The sequence below is a fragment of the Clostridium aquiflavi genome (assembly GCF_031344075.1).
Classification (GTDB): domain Bacteria; phylum Bacillota; class Clostridia; order Clostridiales; family Clostridiaceae; genus Clostridium; species Clostridium aquiflavi.
Window position 1 is genome coordinate 55,601 of the sequence record NZ_JAVJAN010000006.1, and the last position, 23,068, is coordinate 78,668.

Below are 23,068 nucleotides of genomic sequence, written 5' to 3' on the forward strand. Positions count from 1 at the left end.
TTTTATATTCCCTCACCATTAAAAGATGGAACAAAATCTGTTGTGTTAGTTCCTTGATCTTGTATAAAGCCATTTTTCAAACCAATATTTACGGCATAATCAATTAAACTATCATAATGCTTTGGATTTAGAGGTTTATTTATTTCAGGATAATCACAAGCTTTAAACATAGGTGTATATTGATTCATTAGGCTAATATAGATATTATCTTTGTATCTGTTAAATAGTAAATCTACAATTTTCTTTGAATCAAAAAGTAAGCCTGGAAGAAGTAAGTGTCTAACAATAACACCTTTAGTAATATGAGATGTTGAATCGAATTTAACTTCACCAGTTTGTCTTACCATTTCATCTATAATTTTTATGGCATTTATACTATAATCACTAGCTTTAGAATATTTAGTAGAATATTTATTATTGAAATATTTAAAATCAGGAAGATATACATCAATATATCCATCTAAAGCTTTAATTGTATCAAGTGAATCATAAGTGTTTGTATTATATAGTATAGGTATCTTTAATCCTTTAGATTTAGAAAGTTCTAGAGCTTCAATGATCTGTGGTACATAATGAGTTGGAGTAACTAAATTTATGTTATTAGCACCTTTTTCTTGAAGTTCTAAAAATATGTCAGCAAGTCTTTCTATTGATATATCCATTCCTTTAAATTCTTGACTTATATCATGGTTTTGGCAAAAAACACAGTTTAAATTACAATGTGAAAAAAATACAGTACCAGAACCTTTTCCAGATGAAATAGGTGGCTCTTCCCAAAGATGTAAGGCAGCTCTTGCAACTTTAACCTTTTCAGAAGCTCTACAAAATCCAATTTCATTATTTAATCTATTAACTTTACACTCTCTATAGCAAAGAGTACATTCTTTTAACATACTTGAATATTTCATAATTATCTCCTCGATATTTAATATAAACACAATTCTAATACTGTTTATTATATCATGAGATTTTATTTAATAATTATGTTTAAATGAATGTTGATATATGCAATAGGGTAAAGTGGCATTGCAATTAGCATCCTTAAGTTTAATTACTCTGTCCATTTTACTTATATACATATTAACATTACTTTAATTCTTTTCTATGTTTAAAATAAAATATAACACTTTGTAGTATGAATACTAAACTCAATACTCCAAAAGCCGGATATAACTTTGTTATTAAATTACTAAATCCAATTTGAGATATTGGTAGGGCTATTGCTAAAATTATAAAAATGCCTTTTTTAAAGTCTATACTGAATGTTTGTTCTAATGTTTTACTTATTGAATAAACATCTGAAACTTCAGTAGAGAACATTTCAAGCCAAATAATTACTAATAATATAGCCTGTATTATGCAACCAAATCTATTTGCAACAAGAAGTAATGGAATTTCAAATTTGTATATATAAGGTTGATTTACTGTTAACATAAGATTTATTGCTAAACAAAGCAAAGTTAATCCAATAGCTCCAAGAGTAATTCCTATAAACATAGTTTTAGGTTTTTTCATTTGATTGCTGAGAGGAACTAGTACACCAGTACAACAAAGTGTATTATAACCAGCATATAATATAGTTGATACAGCAAGTCCGCTCTTAACAGGTCTAAATTGTCTCATGCTCTCTAAAGAGACGACATCTCTAGAAAATACAAAGTATAAAATAGTAATCAATGTTATTGTGCAAATTAAAGATGGAACAATAAATGAATTTACTGCAATTAATCCATCAGTATCTCTTAATAAGAAAAATACAGCTATACAAATCATTATTATTGATCCAACTAATTTAGGAATTCCAAAAAATTGATTTATAAGAGCACCACTACCAGCTAAAATTATAGAGGCACTTGAAATAAGATATAAAGTAGTTATAAAACCTGTAAATTTGCCCAAATAATTAGGGCTTATTACATTAATCAAATCACTATAAGAATTTAACTCATAATGAATGCTTATTTTGGCAATTATACATCCAATTACAATATAAAATATTCCACAGACTATAATGCCAAAAAAACTTTTTAGTCCAAAAGATGTAAAAAATTCAGTGATTTCTTTTCCTGAAGCTAATCCAGCTCCAACAATAGTACCTATGAAAACTACTGCAACTTGAAATATATTAACAAAACTCTTCTTCAATTCAAATTCTCCTTAACAATATTTTCACTAATAAGTATATAATGTAAACTTATCTTTTATTCTTAAATTACTCGTATAACACTACATTTCTTAGGAAAAATAAATAAAGAGCTAAATAAAGGAGGTATTTAATTTTGAAAAAGATAATTTTAATAATAATGTCTATGATGATGATTTTTATATCCATAGGATGCAGCAATCAAACTTCAAATAATGAAAAGATAGATTTATATGATAGCAAGAAAGCTATTGAAACTGCTCAAAAATACTTAATGGAGATACAAAATGAAAATTTTGAGGAAGCAAAAAAATTTTGTACTAAAGATTTTGCTTCAGCTTCAAAGATAAATGATTTAGGAAATTCTAAAATACAAGTATTTAAAACAAATAAGAGCGTAGATGGTGGAGATAAGATGTCTATAATATTTGATGTGCTTAGAGGCGAAGACTATTCTCCTAATAATAATTTAGATAAATACAACATAGACGTTATAAAAGAAAATGATGAATACAAAATAAATAATTTAAGCGCTAGTGAAGAATCAGAAGTGTATGAAAGAGAAAGTGAACTAAGATTGCAAACTTCAGGAGCAGGAGAAAGTAAGCTTATTTTAAAACTTTCAGATATTCCTAAACAGGTATATAATAAAGGAGATAATCCATTAGAAAGAGTAGATATTCCAAGTGATAAGTTTTCTAGTTGTGGTTTAAGTTATTCTAGCAATAAGGTAGCATACTCAACAACTAATGGAAAAGATAGTTTTATTGGAATATTATACATAAAAGATGATAAGTCAGTTACTACAATAGGAAGTAATCAAGACGATACTAAAAATAAATCTGATAATAAAAGTAATGCAATAGAAAAAGTTCAAACTGATAAAGTTATGAACTTTGGGATATTAAATGATTGTCAAATAGAAAGAATAGTATTTAGTGCAGCCGAAGATAATTTGGTAGTGTCTTATAAGAATTCTAATGAGGGAACAGGACTAAAAATATTTAATGTAGAAAGTGGAAAAGAATCATCATTAGATATAAAAAGTAAATTTCCAACAGACAAATATAATGTAAGGGTTATGTTTGTTAATGAAGAAGAGATTACTGTTAGAGTCACATTATTAGAAGGAGTTTCTGAAAAAAAAGAAGACTTAACAGGAATGTATGTAATAAATATAAATAAGTCTACAATAGATAAAAAATAGAGTATATTTTTTAAGGAATAATTTGATATTATAGTATAATGCCACCACGTCATTATACTATAATACAAATACATTAAAAAATATCTTATAAATGTGTATAGATGAAATTTAGGAGGCAAAATGAATAATTCTTGGAATGGAAAGAGATATCATAGTTTAAATTATTTTTTGAGAGAAAAATTTGGAGAAAAGGTATTTAAAATATCTTTAGATGGTGGCTTTTCATGTCCTAATAGAGACGGAAAAGTAAGCAAAGGTGGATGCGTATTCTGTAGTGCCAGAGGCTCTGGAGATTATGCAGGAAGTAGGAATTTTTCTATTACTAATCAATTTAATAATGTAAAAACTATGATGGCTAACAAATGGAAAAGTGGTAAGTATATAGCATACTTTCAAGCATACACAAATACATATGCTCCAGTAGATGAGCTAAGGAAAAAGTATGAAGAAGCTATAAATCAAGAAGGTGTTGTAGCATTATCAATAGCAACTAGACCAGATTGCTTAGACGATGAAGTATTAGATTTAATAGAAGAACTAAGTAAGAAATTATATGTATGGGTTGAACTTGGTCTACAAACTATAAATGATGATGTAGCTAAGAAAATAAATAGAGGATATGATTTAAAAGTATTTGATGATGCAATGGCTAGACTTAAGGAAAGAAATATAGATGTTGTTGTACATTCTATATTAGGATTGCCTGGTGAAAGTCAAGATGATATGTTAAAAACTATAGATTATATTGCTCATTCTGGAGCTCAGGGAATTAAGCTTCATTTATTGCATTTAATGAAAGATACTAAAATGGTTGAGTTATATGAAAATGGTGAGTTGCAATTCTTATCACAAGAAGATTATATAAAATTAATTTTCAGGGCAGTTTCTATGTTACCTAAAGAAATGGTGGTACACAGATTAACTGGTGATGCGCCTAGGGATTTACTTATAGGTCCTATGTGGAGTTTAAAAAAGTGGGAAGTATTAAATGCAATAGATAAAACATTAGAAGATAATGATATATATCAGGGCAAGAATTTTCATATGGGGGATATTTAAATGAAAGTAGATGTTGTAATTTCAGCAGATTACATAACTGATGATATTGTAAAAGATAAGGTTGTTGTTGTAATAGATATGTTTAGAGCAACTTCAGTTATAACAACTGCAATTAATAATGGATGCCAAAAAGTCATACCATATTTAACTGTAGAAGAAACACTTGAAGAAGCCAAGAAATATGATAAGAGTGAAGTTATATTAGGTGGAGAAAGAAGAGCCGTTAAAATAGAAGGCTTTGATTTAAGTAATTCACCATTAGAATATACAGAAGAAGTAGTTAAAAATAAAACAGTTTTAATGACCACTACCAATGGAACTAGAGCATTAACTAAATGTTTACTAGGCAAAAAGATTATTATAGCAGCAATGATAAATGCAGAAGCTGTAGCTAAAAAATTATTAGAACTTAATGATGATATTGTCATAGTTAATGCAGGAACTAATGGAGAATTTTCTATGGATGATTATATTTGTGGAGGATATATAATTAATACTATGTTAAAAGAAAAAAGCAATATAGAACTTACAGATATAGCTAAGACTTCAAATATGATTTATGAAAGCAACAAAGACATTATAAATTACGTTAAAGAAGCTAGACATTATTCAGTTATGAGATCTTTAAAATTAGATAATGATATAGAATATTGTATAAAGAAAAGCATAATAGATGTGGTTCCGATTTATGATGGAGATAAGATAATTAAACTATAAAAAAAGTGGCATAAGCCACTTTTTTTATAATTTTGTTTTATCAAATACTTGGAATATGAAGAATTTTAAATAGTAACTTTCATCTGAATTCCAAAGTATTGGATGATCACAAGATTGAGTTCTAAATTCTACTTGTCTTATAAGTTTATTAGCATCTTGGCAAGCTTCTACAATAGTTTTCTTTAAAAGTTCTTCATTCATGTAATGAGAACAAGAGCAAGTTATAAAATAACCACCATGTTTAACTAATTTTAAACCTCTTAAGTTAATTTCCTTATATCCTCTTTTTGCTGCATTAATAGTATTTCTAGACTTTGTAAATGCAGGAGGATCAAGTATTACAACGTCAAATTTCTTTTCTTCTCTTGACCATGCAGGAAGAACATCGAAAGCATTATGACATTCAAATTTAACTGTATCTTGAAGATTGTTTAATTCAGCATTTTTATTAGCACAGTCTATGGCATGCTGAGAAACATCTATTCCAAGAACTGATTTTGCACCAGCAATACCAGCATTTAAAGCAAAAGAACCAGTATGAGTAAAGCAATCTAATACGTCTTTATCTTTACATATTCTATGAATAGCAGCTCTATTTTCTTTTTGATCTAAGAAGAATCCAGTTTTTTGACCATTTGCTAGATCAACTATGTACTTAACTCCATTTTCAACAATTTCAACATTAGTGTCAAAAGGTTCAGTTAAAAATCCCCTAGTTTGTTCTAAACCTTCTATTTCTCTAGTTGCTATGTCACTTCTTTCATAGACACCTTTAGCATTATATTCATTAACTAATACTTTAACAATTAAATCTTTATATTGATCCATTCCAAGTGTAGAAATTTGAATTACATAATAATCTTCAAATTTATCAACAGTTAATCCAGGAAGAAAATCAGCTTCTCCAAATATCATTCTACAAGATGAATCATCAATTATACTTCTTCTATATTCAAAAGCTGTTTTAAATCTGCTTTTGAAGAATTCCTCATCTATATTTTCATTTATATCTCTTGACATTATTCTGATAGTTATTTTACTTTTATCATTTATGTAACCTTTACCGATAAAGTAACCTTTATGATTGTATACCTCTACGATATCACCATTTTCATATTCGCCATCATATTCATTTATTTCATCAGTATAAACCCAAGGACGACCTTGTTCAGCTTTACCGCTACGTCCCTTATGTAAATAAAATTTACTTGCCATATTAAAAAGACCCCTTCCAAAATAATTATTATATGATTATAACATAATAGTCTAATTAGTATTTAATTATTTTAAGATGCTTTAGTATAGTGTTGATATATGCATAAGTAAAGTGGACTAAGTAATTGAACTTAGGAATACTAAAATGAGTATAGTCCTATTTCAGCTTGTTCCCAATGTAAAATTGTGACAAGCAATAAATATGACAATACTCATTAAGAATTCTCAAAATCCAATTACAATGCCATTTTACCTATTGCATATATCAACAGATATTTAAACATAGTAAATTAGTTTAGTTCCTTTATTAAATCATTTATTTTTTCTGAACACTTTCTTCCTTTGCAACATCCTGATCCTGCACCGGTTGCTTTTTGAACTTCTTCGTAAGTTGATGCACCATTTACTATAGCTTCTTTAATTTTTGCTCTAGTTATACTTTTACAAGTGCAAGTCTTTGTTATTTTATCTAAAATATCTTTATTTAAATTGTTATCCATATATATTTTCTCCTTATATGCTTTAAATTCTTATTTATTAAATTAAAACATCTTAATTAAAATGAGTCAATGTTAAATAATAATAATTATCCATTACATTAATAAATACTAAGTAGATATTTTACTATGATTTATAAAAATATCTAGTTAAGTAAGTATTAAGAAAACTACTGTATAATTAAAATAAAATAGTATATAAATTTTAGTTGTAAAACTATTATAAATATGGATCTAATTAGTTAAAGGGATGTTAATGCATCTCTTTTTATTTAATTTTTTGCAATTTAAATTATATGTTTATTAAGTAAATAAGCTATAAAATATTAAAAGATATGAATAGTTTATATAAAACTATAAAATTTATCATAATTAATGATAATGATTACAGTAGCATGTCTTTTTTTATAAAAACCTATATGTTATAATTTTCTATATATATAAAATTAATCAAACATATCAAAAAAATTAAAAATTTAGGAGGCAAAAATTTAATGTTTAGACGTTTTAAAAACAAAAAATTCTTATCGTCAATAGTAGCGTCAATGATGGTATTTACTTTATTTACACCAATGACAGTAAAAGCAGATACTAAAACTGATACTAATAATGAAGTAGTTGACTTAACTGAAAACAAGACAACTAGTTCTAGTAAAGAAGCTCTTTTAGCCAAAGATGGTAACGTTAACTTGCAAATTTTAACAACTACAGATACTCATGGTAGATTCTTACCGTATGATTATGCTGTAAATGTTGCGGACAACTCAGGAAGCCTTGCACAAATATCAACAGCAGTTAATGAATTAAAAGCTAAAAATCCTAATAACACAATTGTTGTTGATGCAGGAGACATTATCCAAGATAACTCAGAATCATTATTTATAAATGAGTCAAGTAATCCAATGATAGCTGCAATGAATAAAATAGGCTATGATACTTTTACTTTAGGAAATCATGAATTTAATTATGGAATACCAGCATTAAAAAATATAATGAAACAATTTAATGGTACTGTACTAGGTGGAAATGTATATGATACAGATGGTAAAACAAGAATTGCAGCACCATATGCAATAGTTGAAAGAAGTGGAGTTAAGGTTGGAATAATAGGTATGGTAACACCTAATATTACTAAATGGGATTCTGCTAATTTAAAGGGTTATAAAGTTACTAATCCAGTAGACGAAACTAAGGCTGCAATTGCAGAACTTAAAAAGAAAAATGTAAATACAATAATTGCTGTTGATCATATTGGAGAAACTCAAGAATATGGCACAGACGGATCAAGTGCTATTGAAATATTAGAACAATGTCCAGAAATAACAGCTTTTGTAGCAGCACATTTCCATGTAAAAATAGCTGGTGATTATTATTATGATCATAAAATATACTCTTTAAATCCTAGTGATAATAAGGTTAAAGCAATAACAAAAGACGGAACTATCACTGAAGCAACTATAGCTGATTATAATAAAGCAAAAACTAATGGAACAGTAATAGTTGAAGCTTATAAATGGGCTAAAACTCTTGGTCAAATTAATATTAACTTAACTAAAAATTCTAAAGGTGAATATGTAGTTGCAGATAAATCAAAAGATATCACTACAGCTCTTTATGACATGGCACCTAAGAATGGAACAGCTGTACAAGTTGATAATGAAATCGCAAAGTCATTAGAAAGTTATAATAAAAGAGCAATTGATGATGCTAATACACCTATTGGTACTTTAAAAGGTGGTAATTTAACACCTGCAAATGAAGTTAAGGGAATAGATCAAGCTAAAATTCAACCTACTCCAATGCTTAGTTTAATAAATGAAGTTCAAATGTATTATGGAGAAAAGGTAGCAAATCATAAAATAGATGTTTCATCTGCTGCAGTATTTAAAGATGGACAAAATATATTAGAAGGACCAATAAAGAAGTGTGATACTGCTAATATATATAAATTTGACAATACATTATATGCCCTTAAGATAACAGGAAGTCAACTTAAGAAATATATGGAATGGTCTTTTTCTTATTACAATAAGTACAATCCTGGAGATTTAACAGTTTCATTTAATCCAAATACACCAGGATATAATTTTGATATGTTTGCTGGCGTAAAATATAATGTAGATATATCAAAAGATGCTGGAAATAGAATAGTTAATTTAACTAGAATGGATGGAAGCAAAATAAATGATTCAGATGAACTTTATTTAACAGTTAATAACTATAGAGGAGCAACTCAATTATTAACTCCTGGTGTTATCTTTAAAGAAGGTGAACAACTTCCAACACTTGTAGGAAAATCAGAAGAAACAGCAGGTTTAGGTGAAGGAAGAATAAGAGAGTTAATTGGAGAATATATTAAAGATGTTAAAGGTGGAACTATAACTCCTAGATGTGATAATAACTGGAGTATTATAGGTAACAATTGGGATAAAGAACAAAGAAAAGCAGCAGTTAAATGTATTAATAATGGAAGCGTAACTTTATCTGGCGTTGCAGAAGAACAAACATCTTCTAATGCAAAATCTGTAACTTGGGATGACGTAAAAGGCAAATAAAATAGAATTTATTTTAAGTAAAATTTCAGTAGAATTTTTAAACACATACTTAAGATAGAGCTAAAATAAAAACATTGTAAAGTCATAGAGATACTGTAAGTTACTCCCTATGACTTTACTTGATTTTAAACATAATATTTTTTACAGTAGGAGTAATTATGAAAAAAATAGATAGAAACAAATATGCATGCATAATTATATTAGCAATAATGGTATTAGGATTATTCACATTTTCAACTATACAAGCTAATAAACAAGAACTTAATATTAATAAAAATTATTCCTTTGCAAAAGCAAGAGTGGATAAAATAACTTATGATAATATATATGAATTAGATGATGAAAGCAAAAATGTATTAGAAACTAAGCAAGAATTTGAAATTACAATACTTGATGGTGAACATGTAGGAGAAAAATATAAAATAAGAAATACAATAGAATCTATAGATATGCATCGAATAATTGTTAGTGAAGATGATGAAATAGTAATAAACTATACTGTTTCAAATGAAGGTCAAATAAATTCAATACATTTATATGAGATGGTTAGAGAAAATTACTTATATCTTCTAATAGGAATATTTATGTTTTCTGTAATTTTAATTTGTGGTAAGAAGGGTGCTAAATCTATATTAACTTTGATTTTTACAAGTTTCATGATAATAAAAGTTTTACTTCCAATATTAATAAGTGGATTTAATCCACTAATAGCAACCCTAGTAGTTTGTATTTTAACGGTGGCATCCTCTTTATTTTTTATAAATGGAATAAATAAAAAAACAATAATCTCAATAATTGGAACAATTGGTGGAATTGTAATTGCAACTATTATGGCGATTATTATAGGAAATATGTGTAAAATAACAGGCCTTGCAGAAACTGAATCACAAATGATTGCATATTCTAATTCTAGTTTAGGTCTTAATTTTAAACATATAATGTTTTCAGCAATTATAATTGGTTCTTTAGGCGCTGTTATGGATGTTAGTGTTTCAATTACTTCTGCCATGGATGAAGTATTACAAATAAAAAACAATATAAGTAAAAAAGATTTTATAAAAAGTGGTATGAATATTGGTAAAGATATTATAGGGGCTATGTCTAATACTTTAATTCTAGCTTATGCAGGCGGAGCCTTCAGCTTAATATTTTTACTTGCTGCTCAAAAAATGACATATACTAATATTATTAATATGGAAATAATATCTACAGAAATAATAACAGCTTTTGCAGGAAGTCTTGGTCTTGTTTGGACTGTGCCAATTACGGTATTTGCAATGGCTACTTTAGTTTTTAGAAATAATAAACAAAATAAAATTAAACCTATGAAATAGAAAAAAATGTGAATAGTGAGAGTAATAATGTAAATAATAATAATATGCATAAACAGAATTCTCAATATGTAATTAATGATTTACATAATAAAGGTGATTAGCTATTAATATGTGGATTAGTGAAGTTAAATAGAATATTTTTAGTTCTTGTAAATAAATTTAAAAGAAATAGAGTATAAAATTGTAAAAATATCAATAATTAATTTAAATATTTACAATAGTTTTAAGACCATGAATTGACATTTAAAAATTGTTAATATATAATGTTACAATAAAAAGAAAAGACTTTGATTAGGAAAAGTAACTTAGACTTAACTTTTAGAGAATAGCTGGTTGGTGCAAAGCTATAGGGAAGCTAAGAGAAGATCACCTAGGAGTTGGAAACTGAAAGGCATTTATGTTTATTAAGTTGTCACGTGGCCTGCGTTAAAGGATAGAGTATGTAAGTACTTGAACTAAACACTATTAATAAAGTGTTAGCCTTAGGTGGTTTGCGATTTTAACTTCGTCCTGTGGGATGGAGTTTTTTTTATATTAAATTTTAAAAAGTAATAATGAAAAAGTACTAATTATGAAAGGGGAAAATAAAATGTATAAAAAAGTTGATTCTTCAAAAAGTTTTGTAAATATGGAACAAGATGTAGCAAAACTATGGAATGAAAAAAACATTATAAAAAAGAGTTTTGACTCAAATCAAGATGGTGAATATTTTACTTTTTATGATGGCCCTCCAACAGCAAACGGAAAGCCACATGTTGGTCATATATTAACAAGAGTTATGAAAGATATAATCCCAAGATATAAAGTTATGAAGGGTTATAAAGTAATAAGAAAAGCAGGTTGGGATACTCATGGTCTTCCAGTTGAACTTGAAATAGAAAAGAAACTTGGTATTTCAGGAAAAGGACAAATCGAAGAATATGGTGTAGAGAAATTCGTTAAGGAATGTAAAGAAAGCGTATTTACATATGTTAGCATGTGGGAAAAGATGACTGAACAAATTGGTTATTGGGTTGATATGGAGCATCCATACGTAACTTACCACAATCCATATATTGAATCAGTATGGTGGGCTTTAAAACAAATGTGGGATAAGGAACTTTTATATGAAGGACATAAGGTAATGCCTTACTGCCCAAGATGTGGAACAGCTCTTTCATCTCATGAAGTTGCTCAAGGATATAAAGATGTTAAGGACTTAACTGCTATTGCTAAGTTCAAAGTAGTAGGAGAAGAAAACAAGTTTATATTAGCTTGGACAACAACTCCATGGACATTACCATCAAATTTAGCTCTTTGTATAAATAAAGCTTACACATATATAGAAGCAAAAGTGGAAGAAGAAGTTTATGTATTAGCTAAAGATTTAGCTGATAAAGTTCTTGGAGAAGATTACGAAATAATAAGAGAATTCAAAGGAACAGAACTTCTTGGAACTAAATATGAACAATTAATGCCTTTTGGTAAAGTTGAAGGAAAAGCTTTTGAAGTAATTCATGGCGATTATGTAACATTAACAGATGGTACTGGTATAGTTCATATAGCACCAGCTTATGGTGAAGACGATAGTTTAGTTGCTAAAGCAAATGGAATAGCTTTTATCAATTTAGTTGATAAAGAAGGTAAATTCGTAGAAGAAGTTACTCCATGGGCAGGTAAATTTGTTAAGAAGTGTGATGATAGTATTTGCAAATGGCTTGAAGAAAATAATAAGTTATTTAAAACTGCAAGACATCTTCACTCATATCCACATTGTTGGAGATGTGACACACCACTTCTTTACTATCCAAAAGAAAGTTGGTTTGTAAGAATGACATCTCTAAGAGATAAACTTTTAGAGAATAATAACAAGATTAATTGGTGCCCTGATAACATTAGAACAGGTAGATTTGGTAAGTTCTTAGAAAATGTTATTGACTGGGGTATTTCAAGAGATAGATATTGGGGAACTCCACTTCCGATTTGGGAATGTGAATGCGGACACAAAGAATGTATAGGAAGTATTGCAGAACTTAAGGAAAAAGGAATTAATGTACCAGAAGATATAGAACTTCATAAACCTTATATAGACAATGTACATTTAAAATGTGCTCATTGTGGTAAGGAAATGAAGAGAACTAAGGAAGTTATTGACTGTTGGTTTGATTCAGGATCAATGCCATTTGCTCAATTGCACTATCCGTTTGAAAATAAAGAATTATTTGAACAAAACTATCCAGCTCAATTTATATCAGAAGCTGTTGACCAAACAAGAGGTTGGTTCTATACATTACTAGCAATTTCAACTGCTGTATTTGATAGAAATCCATTTGAAAATTGTATTGTTTTAGGTCATGTTCTTGATAAGAAGGGCTTAAAGATGTCAAAATCTAAGGGTAATGTTGTAGATCCTTTTGAAGTTTTATCTTCTCAAGGTGCAGATGCTACAAGATGGCATTTCTATACTGCAAGTGCTCCATGGCTTCCAACTAGATTCTCAACTGATGATGTAGGAGAATCTCAAAGAAAGTTTTTAAGTACTTTATGGAATGTATATTCATTCTATGTGTTATATGCAGATATAGATTCATTCAATCCATTAGAATATGCTGACTTTAAGTCTGAAAATGTAATGGATAAGTGGATAATGTCTAAGTTAAATACATTAATTAAAACTGTTGATGAGAAGTTAAATTCTTATGATATAACTGCAGCAGCATTAAGTATTGAAGAATTTACTGATGAATTATCTAACTGGTATGTAAGGAGAAATAGATCTAGATACTGGACAGAAACTGTTAATGATGACAAAATAGGAGCATATGTAACTTTATATAGAGTTCTTGTTACTTTATCAAAGGTTGCAGCACCATTTGTACCATTTGTAACAGAAGAAATTTATCAAAACTTAGTAGTTAATTTAGATAATGCAGCAGAAGAAAGTATTCACTTAACTAGATGGCCACAAGTTGATGAAAGTGCTATAAACAAGGAATTAGAAAAAGAAATGGATTTAGCTTACACAATAGTTAAGCTTGGTAGAAGTGCTAGAAATGGTGCTAATATTAAGAACAGACAGCCACTTTCAGAAATTTTAGTTTCTATAGCATCACTTCCTGAATATTATGGTGATATTATAACTAATGAGTTAAATATTAAAGAAATTCAATTTGGTGCAGATCTTTCAGAACATGTTAACTTTGAACTTAAGCCAAATTTACCTGTACTTGGTAGAACTTATGGTAAGTTAATACCTGGAATCAGAAAAGAAATAGCTGCTAGAAACCAAATGGAATTAGCTCAAAAGATTAAGGGCGGAGACGTTGAAGTTATAAACGTTGATGGAACTGAAATTGAGTTAAATTCAGAAAGTATTCTTGTAACTATGCAAGGTTTAGAAGGATATGCTTTTGCTGGTGAAGGTGAAATTGGTGTTGTTCTTGATACTCATATTACTGATGAGTTAAGAGAAGAAGGCCATGTAAGAGAAGTTATTTCTAAAATACAAAACATGAGAAAAGATAAAGGCTTTGAAGTAGCTGATAAGATAAAACTTTATGTAGCTAACAACGAGTTATTATTAGATATAATTAAAAAATTCTCAGAAACAATAAAGAAAGAAACTTTAACTTCCGATATTATTTATAATGAAACTTGTGATTATACACAAACTATTATAAATGGTGAAAACTTAGATATGACAGTTGAGGTTGTTAAGTAATAATACATTTAATAGGCTAGAATCTAAGTTACTACTTTTGACTCTAGCCTTTTATCAATAAATAGTAGTTTATATAATTACTTTAAAATATAAAGGAGGAATGGTTATGGCAGCTTCTATTAAGGACGTTGCAAGAGAAGCGGGAGTTTCGATAGCAACAGTTTCTAGAGTGTTAAACGATATTGATGTGGTTAATGAAGATACTAAAAAGAAAGTATTGGATGCAATAAAATTATTAGGATATAGACCTAATATAATAGCTAGAAGTTTAAAAACACAAAAAACAAAAACTATAGGTATACTATTACCTGATGTATCAAATCAACTTTACCCAGAAATAGTAAGAGGAGCCGAAGATGTTTCTAATATATATGATTACAATGTAATCTTATGTAATTCAGATTTAGATATAGAAAAAGAAAAAGAATATTTAAGAGTTCTTAAAGAAAAAATGGTAGATGGAGTGCTTTATATGAGTAGTTCACTTCAAGAAGAAATTTTAGAATTGATTAATGAATTAAATTTAAAAACTGTTCTTGTTGAAACTAAAGATAAAGAAAGCAGATTACCAAGTGTTACAATAGACAATATAAAAGGAAGTTATGATAGCACAAAGTATTTAATAGGAAAAGGTCTTAGAAATATTGCTTTTATAGGAACTGAAAAGAATCATATGAATGCTTGGGGAGATAGATACATAGGATACGAAAAAGCTCTTAAAGAAGACGGCATTGAATTAGATCAAGAATTAGTATACTTAGATACAGTAAAAGTAAAAACAGGATATGATGCTATTGATGAATTCATAAGTAAAAATAAAAAATTTGATGGAATTGTATGTGCATCAGATGAAATTGCTATGGGAGCAATAAATAGATTAAGAGAAAAAGGATATGAAATTCCTAAAGATGTTAGTGTTATAGGATTTAATGATAACTATGCAGCTTCAATTTTCTATCCAAAGATAACAACTATTTCTCAACCAACATATGATATGGGATCAGTTGCAATGAGAATGTTAATAAAAATCTTAAATGATAAAGAGCTAGAAACAGCTCATTATGTTTTAGAACATGAATTAGTAGAAAGAGATAGTACAATTTAAATAAAAGGTATTATTATAAGTAAGATGCAATAAAAGTATTAAGTTATTTTATTGCACCTTATTTTTATATAATAAATACGGTTTTTATAGATAAAATATATTTAAGGAGGACGTGAATTAATGAAAAAAAGGGTACTTGTGTGCTTTTTAATAATAATAGTTATTTTGTTAGCAGGATTTTTTGTTAATAAGAAAAATTCAAAAGTCACAGAAGAAGAATTTAGTTATAAATTAGAATATGTTAAATCACTTAATGATATAGACAAGTCATTACCAACAGTTATATTTTTTAAAGGATTAATAAATAAAGAAGAAAGCTTAGAGTCTGAGATAATGTTAAAGGATTTGAAAGATGAGATTAATTTTAACTTAGTCCATATAAGCTTAGATTATGTAACTAACGAAGAACAACAAAATCTTATAGATAAATATAATATTACTGAAGTTCCTACTATAGTCGTACAAGATAAGCATCAAATTGACATAGCAACTTATAATCATATTACATACGAAAAACTTAAAGAATTAGTTAAAGGTTTAATTTAAAAGTTTACATTTAGTTTAAATCAATGTAATTAGCGTGAAATATTGAATTGTAAAATTTTTTACTAAATGTTAGAATGATTAGTATTGTAATTATAAGAATTATACAAAAAGAGGAGGAATTTTATTGAACGATCAAAAGAGATTAGGAGAAATCGGAATAGGAAAATTATTATTAGAATTTTCAATACCAGCTATTGTTGGAATGTTAGTAATTACTTTATATAATATAATTGATAGAATTTATATAGGCAATATTCCTGAAATAGGGAATTTAGCGATAACTGGAGTTGGGATAACATTGCCTATTATGACAATTGTTATGGCATTTGGTATGTTAGTTGGAATAGGGACAGCTACAAGAATATCAATTAAATTAGGTGAACATGATAAAGAAAGTGCAGAACATCATTTAGGAAATGCATTTACATTAATAATAATAATAAGTATATTATTAACTGTAGTAGGATTAATTTTTATGCGTCCACTTTTAATTATGTTTGGAGCAAGTGTAAACACTATAGGTTATGCAGTTGATTATATTAGAATAATATTTATTGGAACTATATTTAATATGATTGGTTTTGGTTTAAATCACTCTATAAGAAGTGATGGAAGTCCTAAAGTTGCCATGCTTTCAATGCTAATAGGAGCAATTATAAATATAATATTAGATCCAATATTTATATTTGTACTAGATCTTGGAGTAGCAGGCGGAGCAATTGCCACTGTAATTTCTCAAATAGTATCAGCTATATGGATTTTATACTACTTTACTAAAGGTAAGGGTATACTTAAAATAAGAAGAAAATATCTAAAATTAAATAAAAAAGTTGTTGTTAGCATATTTTTAATTGGTATGAGTCCATTTAGTATGCAAGTTGCTCAATGTGCAGTACAAGTAATTTCAAATAATTCTCTTCAAATGTATGGAGGAGATGCTGCAATTGGAGCTATGACAATAATAAATAGTTTAGTTATGATATTTTTAATGCCTATTTTTGGATTGAATCAAGGTATGCAACCAATTGTAGGTTATAATTTTGGAGCTAAAAAATATGATAGAACTAAAAAGACATTAAAATATACAGCAATAGTAGCTACTGTAATAGTAACAATAGGATTTATAGTTGTAGAAACAATACCTGAATTATTAATTTCAATATTTAATAGAGATCCAGAGCTTTTAAGAATTGGTACATCAGGAATGAGAATCTTCTTGGTTATGCTACCATTAATAGGAGCTCAAATAGTAACAACAAATTATTTCCAATCAATAGGTAAAGTCAAAGTTTCAATGTTTTTAAGTTTATTAAGACAAGTTATAATCTTAATACCATTTTTAATAATAATTCCAAAATTCATTGGATTAACAGGAGTATGGGTTGCTGGAGCAGCTTCTGATTTGATTTCATCATTAATAACATTAATAGTATTCTTAAGATATAATAATAATTTAAAAAAAGATTCAATTAAGAAGAGCAGTACTCAAGTATTAGAAGCTTAAGTTTTATATAAAATAATCCCACATCTTAAAAAATTAAGATGTGGGATTTTATTTTTATAATATTCCTTCGTTTTTTAAAAGGTTTTCTAAATTTTGAACTGTTTCAGACAACAATATAAACTTTTCTTTTATTTGTTCTTTTGAATCAGCATTTTCACTAAGAGATTTTTCCATATCTTGTACAGTCTTTAGTGCATTTTCTATATCTTGTTGTGCTATTTTTAAGTTTTCTTCCTTCATAAAGTTTCTCCTTTAAGTCAATTTATATTGAATACATATATCCTATCACTACTAAAAAATAAGTGCAAGGCATATATATGTAAAGAATAATTACATTTTGGAGGAGAATATGATTAATTATATTTGGTTTGCTATGATTTTTTTTGGAATTTTAGTTGGCTTAATAAGTGGTAATGGAGATATAATTTCTAAATCAATAGTTAATGCATCAGGGTCAACAGTCACTTTTATAATTGAGCTTACTGGAATAATGTGTTTTTGGTGTGGCGTTATGAAGGTGGCAGAAAAAAGTGGTTTGACAGAAAAAATATCCAGAGTATTGAAGCCCTTTTTAAAACTTATTTTTAAAGATGCAGCCAAGGATGAAAAAGCTTTAGGTGCTATAGTTATGAATCTTACAGCAAATATGATGGGACTTTCTAATGCAGCAACACCTTTTGGAATTAAAGCTATGGAAGAAATGGATAGGTTAAATGGTAAGAAGGAGAGGGCATCTAATGACATGGTGCTTTTTTTAGTTTTAAATGCAGCATGTATTCAAATAATACCTTCAACAATTATATCTATAAGAGCAGCTTGCAATTCTGTTAATCCGGGAGTTATTATAATTCCTGCTTTAATATCTACAGCTACAGCAGCGACAGTAGGAATAATATGTGCAAAGATATTACAGAAATATTTTTAAGGGAGCTGATGATATATGCTTAATTATTTGAGTAAAAGTATAATTCCTATAATTTTTTTATTAATTATAAGTTATGGGATGATAGAGGGGCGTAAGGTTTATGAATGGTTTATAGAGGGTGCTAAAGAAGGCTTAAATGTATGCCTAAGAATATTTCCAGCTTTATTAGCTATGATTATAGCAGTGCAAATTTTTAAAGAATCTAATTTATTAGATGTTTTAAATAATTTAATTGCACCAATAGGAAATTTAATAGGATTACCTAAAGAAATAATACCATTAATAATTATAAAGCCACTTTCAGGCAGTGGAGCTATAGGAGTGTTTACAGATATCATAAAAAGTTTTGGAGCTGACACTAAAATAGGATTAATTTCTTCAGTTGTAATGGGCACAACAGAAACTATTTTTTATACCATTACAGTTTACTTTGGCGCTGTAAAAGTAAAGAAAATAAGACATACATTATGGGCAGCTATTTTTGCTGATTTAACAGCTATAATAATGGCAGTTTTAATGGTTAATTTATTCCTAATTAAATAAAATTTATAAATTAAACATATAATAAGATTTAATTAATATTAATTCCCATTCATAACTTAATTTAATAGTATATATTAAACATATATTTTAGGAGATGATTTTGTTGATTAAAGAAGCAAGAAATTTGTTTGTCGCTATGGTTGGAGCAACAACTATGACTTATGAAAAAGCTAATGAAGTTATAAATACATTAGTTGAAAAAGGCAAAGTAACAATAGAAGAAGGCAAAGAACTTTCAGAAGAATTAAAAAGGGAGATAAAAGAAAAAAAAGATAATGTAAAATCTAAGGCTAATGAAAAAATTAATGAAATTAAACCATTAACTAAAGATGATATTTATGACATACTTCAAGAATTTGATTTTATTACGAAAGAAGAATTTAATGAACTAAAAGATAGAATCAGCAATATAGAAGAAAAATTAAAAGATAAATAAAGGTTCTATTTTAAATAAGAAATTATTCTTCTAAGGAGGAGAGAATCTGTGGCTAATCAATCTTCAGAGAGATTTAAAAAAATAATAAAGGTTTTTGCAAGTTATGGTTTTGGATATATATTTGACAGCAAACAAGTTGAATATAAGAAATCTCCTACGAATTTAAGAAATGCATTTGAGGAACTTGGACCAACATTCATTAAACTAGGTCAAATAATGAGTACAAGACCAGATATACTTCCTAAGGAGTATATAGATGAATTAGTAAAATTACAAGATTCTGCTCCACAAGAAGATTTTGAGGTAATGAAATCTGTTCTAGAAAGCTCATTAAATATCTCCTTAGAAGAATATTTTGAAAATATTAATGTGATTCCAATAGCATCTGCATCTATAGCTCAAGTTTATGATGGTGTATTAAAAGATGGAAGAAAGGTAGTTATAAAAATACAAAGACCAGACATCTATGAAAAAATACATTTGGATATAGCTATCTTAATGAGAATATTTAAATTTACTAAAACAAAAATTACTTTACCCATTGATCCTATAGAGGCTTTGAGAGAATTGAAAATGACTGCAGAAGAAGAATTAAATTTTATTTTAGAAGGAAAAAATATTGAAAAATTTAGGCTTAACAATAAAAATATTGTACCTATTTATGCACCTTATATAGTAAAGGAATTATTAAGCAGCAAAGTACTAGTATTAGAAAAAATAGAGGGATTTAAAATAAATGATTTACAAAGAATTAAAGATGAAGGATATGATAATAAAGATATTGCAAAAAAATTAGCATTATCTTATTGTAAGCAAGTATTTAAAGATGGCTTTTTTCATGGAGACCCTCATCCGGGAAATTTATTAATAAATTGCGGTAAAATTTGTTTTATTGACTTTGGCATTGTAGGGCAATTGAATGATAGTACGAAGAAAACTTTAAATTCAATGATGTTAGCTATAGCAACTAGAGATAAGGAAAAACTTATAGAATATATATTAGCGGTTTCAATAAAAAAGGGAAAAGTAAATAAAATGCATTTATATGATGGAGTATCATATATGTTTGATACATATCTAACTACATCAATAAAGAATATAAAAATATCTGTATTATTACAGGAGATATTTTATTTAACAAAGGAAAGCAATTTACAGTTGCCAAGAGAATTAGTATCACTAATAAGAGGAGTAGTAATATTAGAAGGGGTTATAGCTGAAATAGATCCTGAGCTAGAAATTATAGATGTTATAATATCTTTTATAAAAGCAAAAAACAAGGATATAATATTTGACATTCTTACAAGTGAAGAACTAATAGTATCACTATATTCATTTGGAAGGGATGGTATTAGGATACCCTCTAAAGTATCAGAGTTATTAACTAAAATGTCTTTAGGAGAAGCTAAATTACAACTCATAGTACAAGATAAAAATTATATATTTCAGGAGCTAAATAAAATGGTAAATAGGATGATAACAGGATTATTGATAGCGTCATTAATTATAGGTTCATCTCTAGTAATAACTAAAAATGTAGGACCTAAGTATAATGGAGTATCATTAATTGGTGTTGTTGGCTATAGCATTTCAACTATTTTTGCATTAATACTTTTAATAAATATGATAAAATATTGGCGTTTTAATATGAAACAATAATATTTATAATAAAGAATATATTTAAATTGTGATATAATTAATAAGATATCAAGAATAGTTGGTATCTTATTTTTATTTTATAAATATGGGTTAAATTATTTAGAGAAAGGTAATGAATTATATGAGAACTTTTGAAAAAATACAAAAATTAAGAGAAATAATGAAAAATGAAAATATAGATTACTATGTAGTTCCTAGTGGTGATTTTCACCAAAGCGAATACGTAGCTGAACATTTTAAATCAAGAGCATACATAACAGGATTTACTGGCTCAGCAGGAACAGCTTTAATAGGAAGAGAAAAAGGAATTCTTTGGACGGATGGTAGATATTTTATTCAAGCTGAGCAACAATTAAAAGATTCAGGAATTGAATTATATAAAATGAGAATACCAGGATGGCCAACATTAAATGAATGGTTAATGGAGAATATGAAATCAGGAGAAACCTTGAGTTTTGATGGAAGACTATTTTCTATAAATGAATATAAAGAATTTAAGAAAATAAAAGATAAAAAAGATATAAATATAGTGATGGACAAAGACTTGATTCAAGAAATATGGACTGATAAACCACAACTACCTAAAGAAAAAGCTTTTTTACATGATGTAAAATATTGTGGTAAATCAGCAAAAGAAAAGATTCAAGAAGTTAGAGCTGAAATGAAAAGAATTGGTGGAGATTCATATATTATATCTTCATTAGATGACATTGCTTGGCTTTACAATATAAGAGGAAATGATGTAAAAGATACTCCAGTTGCATTAGCTTATGCAATAGTGAGTGAAGAAAAAGCTACATTATATATAGATAAAAATAAACTATCAAATGAAGATGAAATAAAGTTAAACAATGAAGGTATTAAGGTAGAAGAATATAATAAAATATTTGAAAATGCTAAAGAAATAAAAGATAGCGTTATAGTAGATTCTAATAAAGTAAGTGCTTATATATATACATTAATAAATGATGATGTAAAAGTAATAGAAGAAGAAAATATAACAACAAAATTAAAGGCTATAAAAAATAGTGTTGAAATAGAAAATCTTAGAAAATGCCAAATAAAAGATGGTGTAGCTATGGTTAGATTTTTAAAATGGCTTAAAGAAAATGTAGGAAAAGAAAACATAACAGAACTTACTGTATCGGAGAAGTTATTAGAATTAAGAAGCAAAGGTGATCTTTTTGTAGAAGAAAGTTTTGGAACTATTGCAGGATATAAAGAACATGCAGCTATGATGCATTATTCAGCTACAAAGGAAAGTGCTTATGAATTAAAACCAGAAGGAATACTTTTGGTTGATTCTGGTGGACAATATTTAGATGGAACTACAGATATAACTAGAAGCTTTATTTTAGGAAAACTAACAGATGAAGAAAAAAAAGATTTTACTTTAGTTTTAAAATCTCATATAAATCTTATGAAAGCAAAATTCTTAAAAGGAACAACAGGTTCAAACTTGGATGTATTAGCAAGAACTATTTTATGGGATGAAGGTATGGATTATAAATGTGGAACAGGACATGGAGTAGGATTTTTCCTAAGTGTTCATGAAGGACCACAATCAATAAGACCAGTCCCTAACACTGTAGTTTTAGAACCCGGAATGATATTAACAAATGAACCAGGAGTATATAAAGAAGGAAAGCATGGAATACGTACTGAAAATGTAATGTTAGTAGCTAATGACATAGAGACCAATGATGGTGGAGAATTTTACAAATTCGAAGTAATGTCATATTGTCCAATAGATTTAGAAGGTATAGATGAATCATTATTAACAGAAGCAGAAAAAAAATGGTTAAATAATTACCATGCAGAAACTTATGCTAAGTTAAGTCATTATTTAAATGATGAAGAAAAGAACTTTCTTAAGAATGCAACTAGAGAAATATAAATTTAAATAGTTAAAAAAGAAACTAT

19 protein-coding genes and 1 other annotated feature are annotated in these 23,068 nt (G+C 27.6%); of the genes, 14 read left to right on the top strand and 5 right to left on the bottom strand.

Going from position 1 to position 23,068, the window contains the following annotated elements; genetic code table 11:
- Window positions 1–2 precede the first annotated feature (2 nt).
- Both RGC78_RS03150 and RGC78_RS03155 read right to left on the bottom strand, forming a co-directional pair.
- On the bottom strand, window positions 3–908 hold the full coding sequence (locus RGC78_RS03150) for a radical SAM protein (protein WP_252215732.1): 906 nt from the start codon (window positions 906–908) through the stop codon (window positions 3–5).
- Between the two features lie 178 nt (window positions 909–1,086).
- Window positions 1,087–2,145, bottom strand: a complete 1,059-nt coding sequence (locus RGC78_RS03155; protein ID WP_252215730.1) for a YkvI family membrane protein — start codon at window positions 2,143–2,145, stop codon at window positions 1,087–1,089.
- 134 nt (window positions 2,146–2,279) lie between these two features.
- Here RGC78_RS03155 and RGC78_RS03160 point away from each other — a divergent pair, with 134 nt between their 5' ends.
- From RGC78_RS03160 to RGC78_RS03170, 3 genes are all read left to right on the top strand, one after another.
- The gene (locus tag RGC78_RS03160; RefSeq protein ID WP_252215728.1) at window positions 2,280–3,350 is read left to right on the top strand and encodes a hypothetical protein; all 1,071 of its coding nucleotides are present in this window, start codon (window positions 2,280–2,282) and stop codon (window positions 3,348–3,350) included.
- A gap of 120 nt (window positions 3,351–3,470) precedes the next feature.
- On the top strand, window positions 3,471–4,409 hold the full coding sequence (mnmL, locus tag RGC78_RS03165; RefSeq protein WP_309556029.1) for a tRNA modification radical SAM protein MnmL/YtqA: 939 nt from the start codon (window positions 3,471–3,473) through the stop codon (window positions 4,407–4,409).
- Window positions 4,410–5,126, top strand: coding sequence for a 2-phosphosulfolactate phosphatase family protein (locus tag RGC78_RS03170; RefSeq protein WP_252224202.1), 717 nt, complete (start codon window positions 4,410–4,412; stop codon window positions 5,124–5,126).
- A 24-nt stretch (window positions 5,127–5,150) separates the two neighbouring features.
- Here the strand turns inward: RGC78_RS03170 and RGC78_RS03175 are convergent, their stop codons facing one another.
- Both RGC78_RS03175 and RGC78_RS03180 read right to left on the bottom strand, forming a co-directional pair.
- Window positions 5,151–6,341, bottom strand: coding sequence for a class I SAM-dependent rRNA methyltransferase (locus tag RGC78_RS03175; RefSeq protein WP_012450657.1), 1,191 nt, complete (start codon window positions 6,339–6,341; stop codon window positions 5,151–5,153).
- Between the two features lie 290 nt (window positions 6,342–6,631).
- Window positions 6,632–6,841: a (2Fe-2S)-binding protein gene (locus RGC78_RS03180; protein ID WP_012451448.1), complete on the bottom strand. Its 210-nt coding sequence runs from the start codon at window positions 6,839–6,841 to the stop codon at window positions 6,632–6,634.
- Between the two features lie 491 nt (window positions 6,842–7,332).
- Here RGC78_RS03180 and RGC78_RS03185 point away from each other — a divergent pair, with 491 nt between their 5' ends.
- From RGC78_RS03185 to RGC78_RS03210, 6 genes are all read left to right on the top strand, one after another.
- Window positions 7,333–9,393 (top strand): 5'-nucleotidase C-terminal domain-containing protein, encoded by a 2,061-nt coding sequence (locus RGC78_RS03185; protein WP_252215722.1) that lies wholly within the window; start codon window positions 7,333–7,335, stop codon window positions 9,391–9,393.
- Window positions 9,394–9,551: 158 nt separating this feature from the next.
- Entirely contained in the window at window positions 9,552–10,727 is a 1,176-nt protein-coding gene (locus RGC78_RS03190; RefSeq protein WP_252215719.1) for a YibE/F family protein, read from the top strand.
- A gap of 278 nt (window positions 10,728–11,005) precedes the next feature.
- Window positions 11,006–11,243, top strand: a binding site (T-box leader).
- Window positions 11,244–11,316: 73 nt separating this feature from the next.
- Window positions 11,317–14,427, top strand: a complete 3,111-nt coding sequence (gene ileS / locus RGC78_RS03195; RefSeq protein ID WP_252215715.1) for an isoleucine--tRNA ligase — start codon at window positions 11,317–11,319, stop codon at window positions 14,425–14,427.
- A gap of 106 nt (window positions 14,428–14,533) precedes the next feature.
- Window positions 14,534–15,532, top strand: a complete 999-nt coding sequence (locus RGC78_RS03200) for a LacI family DNA-binding transcriptional regulator (RefSeq protein ID WP_252215713.1) — start codon at window positions 14,534–14,536, stop codon at window positions 15,530–15,532.
- Window positions 15,533–15,652: 120 nt separating this feature from the next.
- A complete protein-coding gene (locus RGC78_RS03205; protein WP_309556032.1) occupies window positions 15,653–16,078 on the top strand; it encodes a viral A-type inclusion protein in 426 nt (141 codons plus the stop codon).
- A gap of 124 nt (window positions 16,079–16,202) precedes the next feature.
- Window positions 16,203–17,582, top strand: a complete 1,380-nt coding sequence (locus RGC78_RS03210) for an MATE family efflux transporter (protein ID WP_252215708.1) — start codon at window positions 16,203–16,205, stop codon at window positions 17,580–17,582.
- Window positions 17,583–17,636: 54 nt separating this feature from the next.
- On the opposite strand, the gene RGC78_RS03215 is transcribed toward RGC78_RS03210, so the two are convergent.
- A complete protein-coding gene (locus tag RGC78_RS03215) occupies window positions 17,637–17,822 on the bottom strand; it encodes a hypothetical protein (RefSeq protein ID WP_252215706.1) in 186 nt (61 codons plus the stop codon).
- A 109-nt stretch (window positions 17,823–17,931) separates the two neighbouring features.
- On the opposite strand from RGC78_RS03215, the gene RGC78_RS03220 reads away from it, so the two are divergent.
- The 5 genes from RGC78_RS03220 (at window position 17,932) to RGC78_RS03240 (ending at window position 23,042) form a co-directional block, all read left to right on the top strand.
- Window positions 17,932–18,507 (top strand): nucleoside recognition domain-containing protein, encoded by a 576-nt coding sequence (locus RGC78_RS03220; RefSeq protein WP_252215705.1) that lies wholly within the window; start codon window positions 17,932–17,934, stop codon window positions 18,505–18,507.
- 15 nt (window positions 18,508–18,522) lie between these two features.
- Window positions 18,523–19,050: a nucleoside recognition domain-containing protein gene (locus RGC78_RS03225; RefSeq protein ID WP_252215703.1), complete on the top strand. Its 528-nt coding sequence runs from the start codon at window positions 18,523–18,525 to the stop codon at window positions 19,048–19,050.
- A gap of 94 nt (window positions 19,051–19,144) precedes the next feature.
- Entirely contained in the window at window positions 19,145–19,486 is a 342-nt protein-coding gene (locus tag RGC78_RS03230; protein WP_252224217.1) for a phasin family protein, read from the top strand.
- Between the two features lie 48 nt (window positions 19,487–19,534).
- Window positions 19,535–21,145: an ABC1 kinase family protein gene (locus tag RGC78_RS03235; RefSeq protein ID WP_252215700.1), complete on the top strand. Its 1,611-nt coding sequence runs from the start codon at window positions 19,535–19,537 to the stop codon at window positions 21,143–21,145.
- 121 nt (window positions 21,146–21,266) lie between these two features.
- A complete protein-coding gene (locus RGC78_RS03240) occupies window positions 21,267–23,042 on the top strand; it encodes an aminopeptidase P family protein (protein ID WP_252215879.1) in 1,776 nt (591 codons plus the stop codon).
- The last annotated feature ends 26 nt before the right edge of the window (window positions 23,043–23,068 follow it).

Bases quoted from the DNA above. Each gene is read 5' to 3' on its own strand.
- RGC78_RS03225 (WP_252215703.1), top strand. From the start codon at position 18,523: ATGCTTAATTATTTGAGTAAAAGTATAATTCCTATAATTTTTTTATTA.
- RGC78_RS03150 (WP_252215732.1), bottom strand. From the start codon at position 908: ATGAAATATTCAAGTATGTTAAAAGAATGTACTCTTTGCTATAGAGAG.
- RGC78_RS03200 (WP_252215713.1), top strand. From the start codon at position 14,534: ATGGCAGCTTCTATTAAGGACGTTGCAAGAGAAGCGGGAGTTTCGATA.
- RGC78_RS03220 (WP_252215705.1), top strand. From the start codon at position 17,932: ATGATTAATTATATTTGGTTTGCTATGATTTTTTTTGGAATTTTAGTT.
- RGC78_RS03190 (WP_252215719.1), top strand. From the start codon at position 9,552: ATGAAAAAAATAGATAGAAACAAATATGCATGCATAATTATATTAGCA.
- RGC78_RS03215 (WP_252215706.1), bottom strand. From the start codon at position 17,822: ATGAAGGAAGAAAACTTAAAAATAGCACAACAAGATATAGAAAATGCA.
- RGC78_RS03185 (WP_252215722.1), top strand. From the start codon at position 7,333: ATGTTTAGACGTTTTAAAAACAAAAAATTCTTATCGTCAATAGTAGCG.
- RGC78_RS03230 (WP_252224217.1), top strand. From the start codon at position 19,145: ATGATTTTGTTGATTAAAGAAGCAAGAAATTTGTTTGTCGCTATGGTT.
- RGC78_RS03175 (WP_012450657.1), bottom strand. From the start codon at position 6,341: ATGGCAAGTAAATTTTATTTACATAAGGGACGTAGCGGTAAAGCTGAA.
- RGC78_RS03240 (WP_252215879.1), top strand. From the start codon at position 21,267: ATGAGAACTTTTGAAAAAATACAAAAATTAAGAGAAATAATGAAAAAT.
- mnmL (WP_309556029.1), top strand. From the start codon at position 3,471: ATGAATAATTCTTGGAATGGAAAGAGATATCATAGTTTAAATTATTTT.
- ileS (WP_252215715.1), top strand. From the start codon at position 11,317: ATGTATAAAAAAGTTGATTCTTCAAAAAGTTTTGTAAATATGGAACAA.
- RGC78_RS03170 (WP_252224202.1), top strand. From the start codon at position 4,410: ATGAAAGTAGATGTTGTAATTTCAGCAGATTACATAACTGATGATATT.
- RGC78_RS03205 (WP_309556032.1), top strand. From the start codon at position 15,653: ATGAAAAAAAGGGTACTTGTGTGCTTTTTAATAATAATAGTTATTTTG.
- RGC78_RS03180 (WP_012451448.1), bottom strand. From the start codon at position 6,841: ATGGATAACAATTTAAATAAAGATATTTTAGATAAAATAACAAAGACT.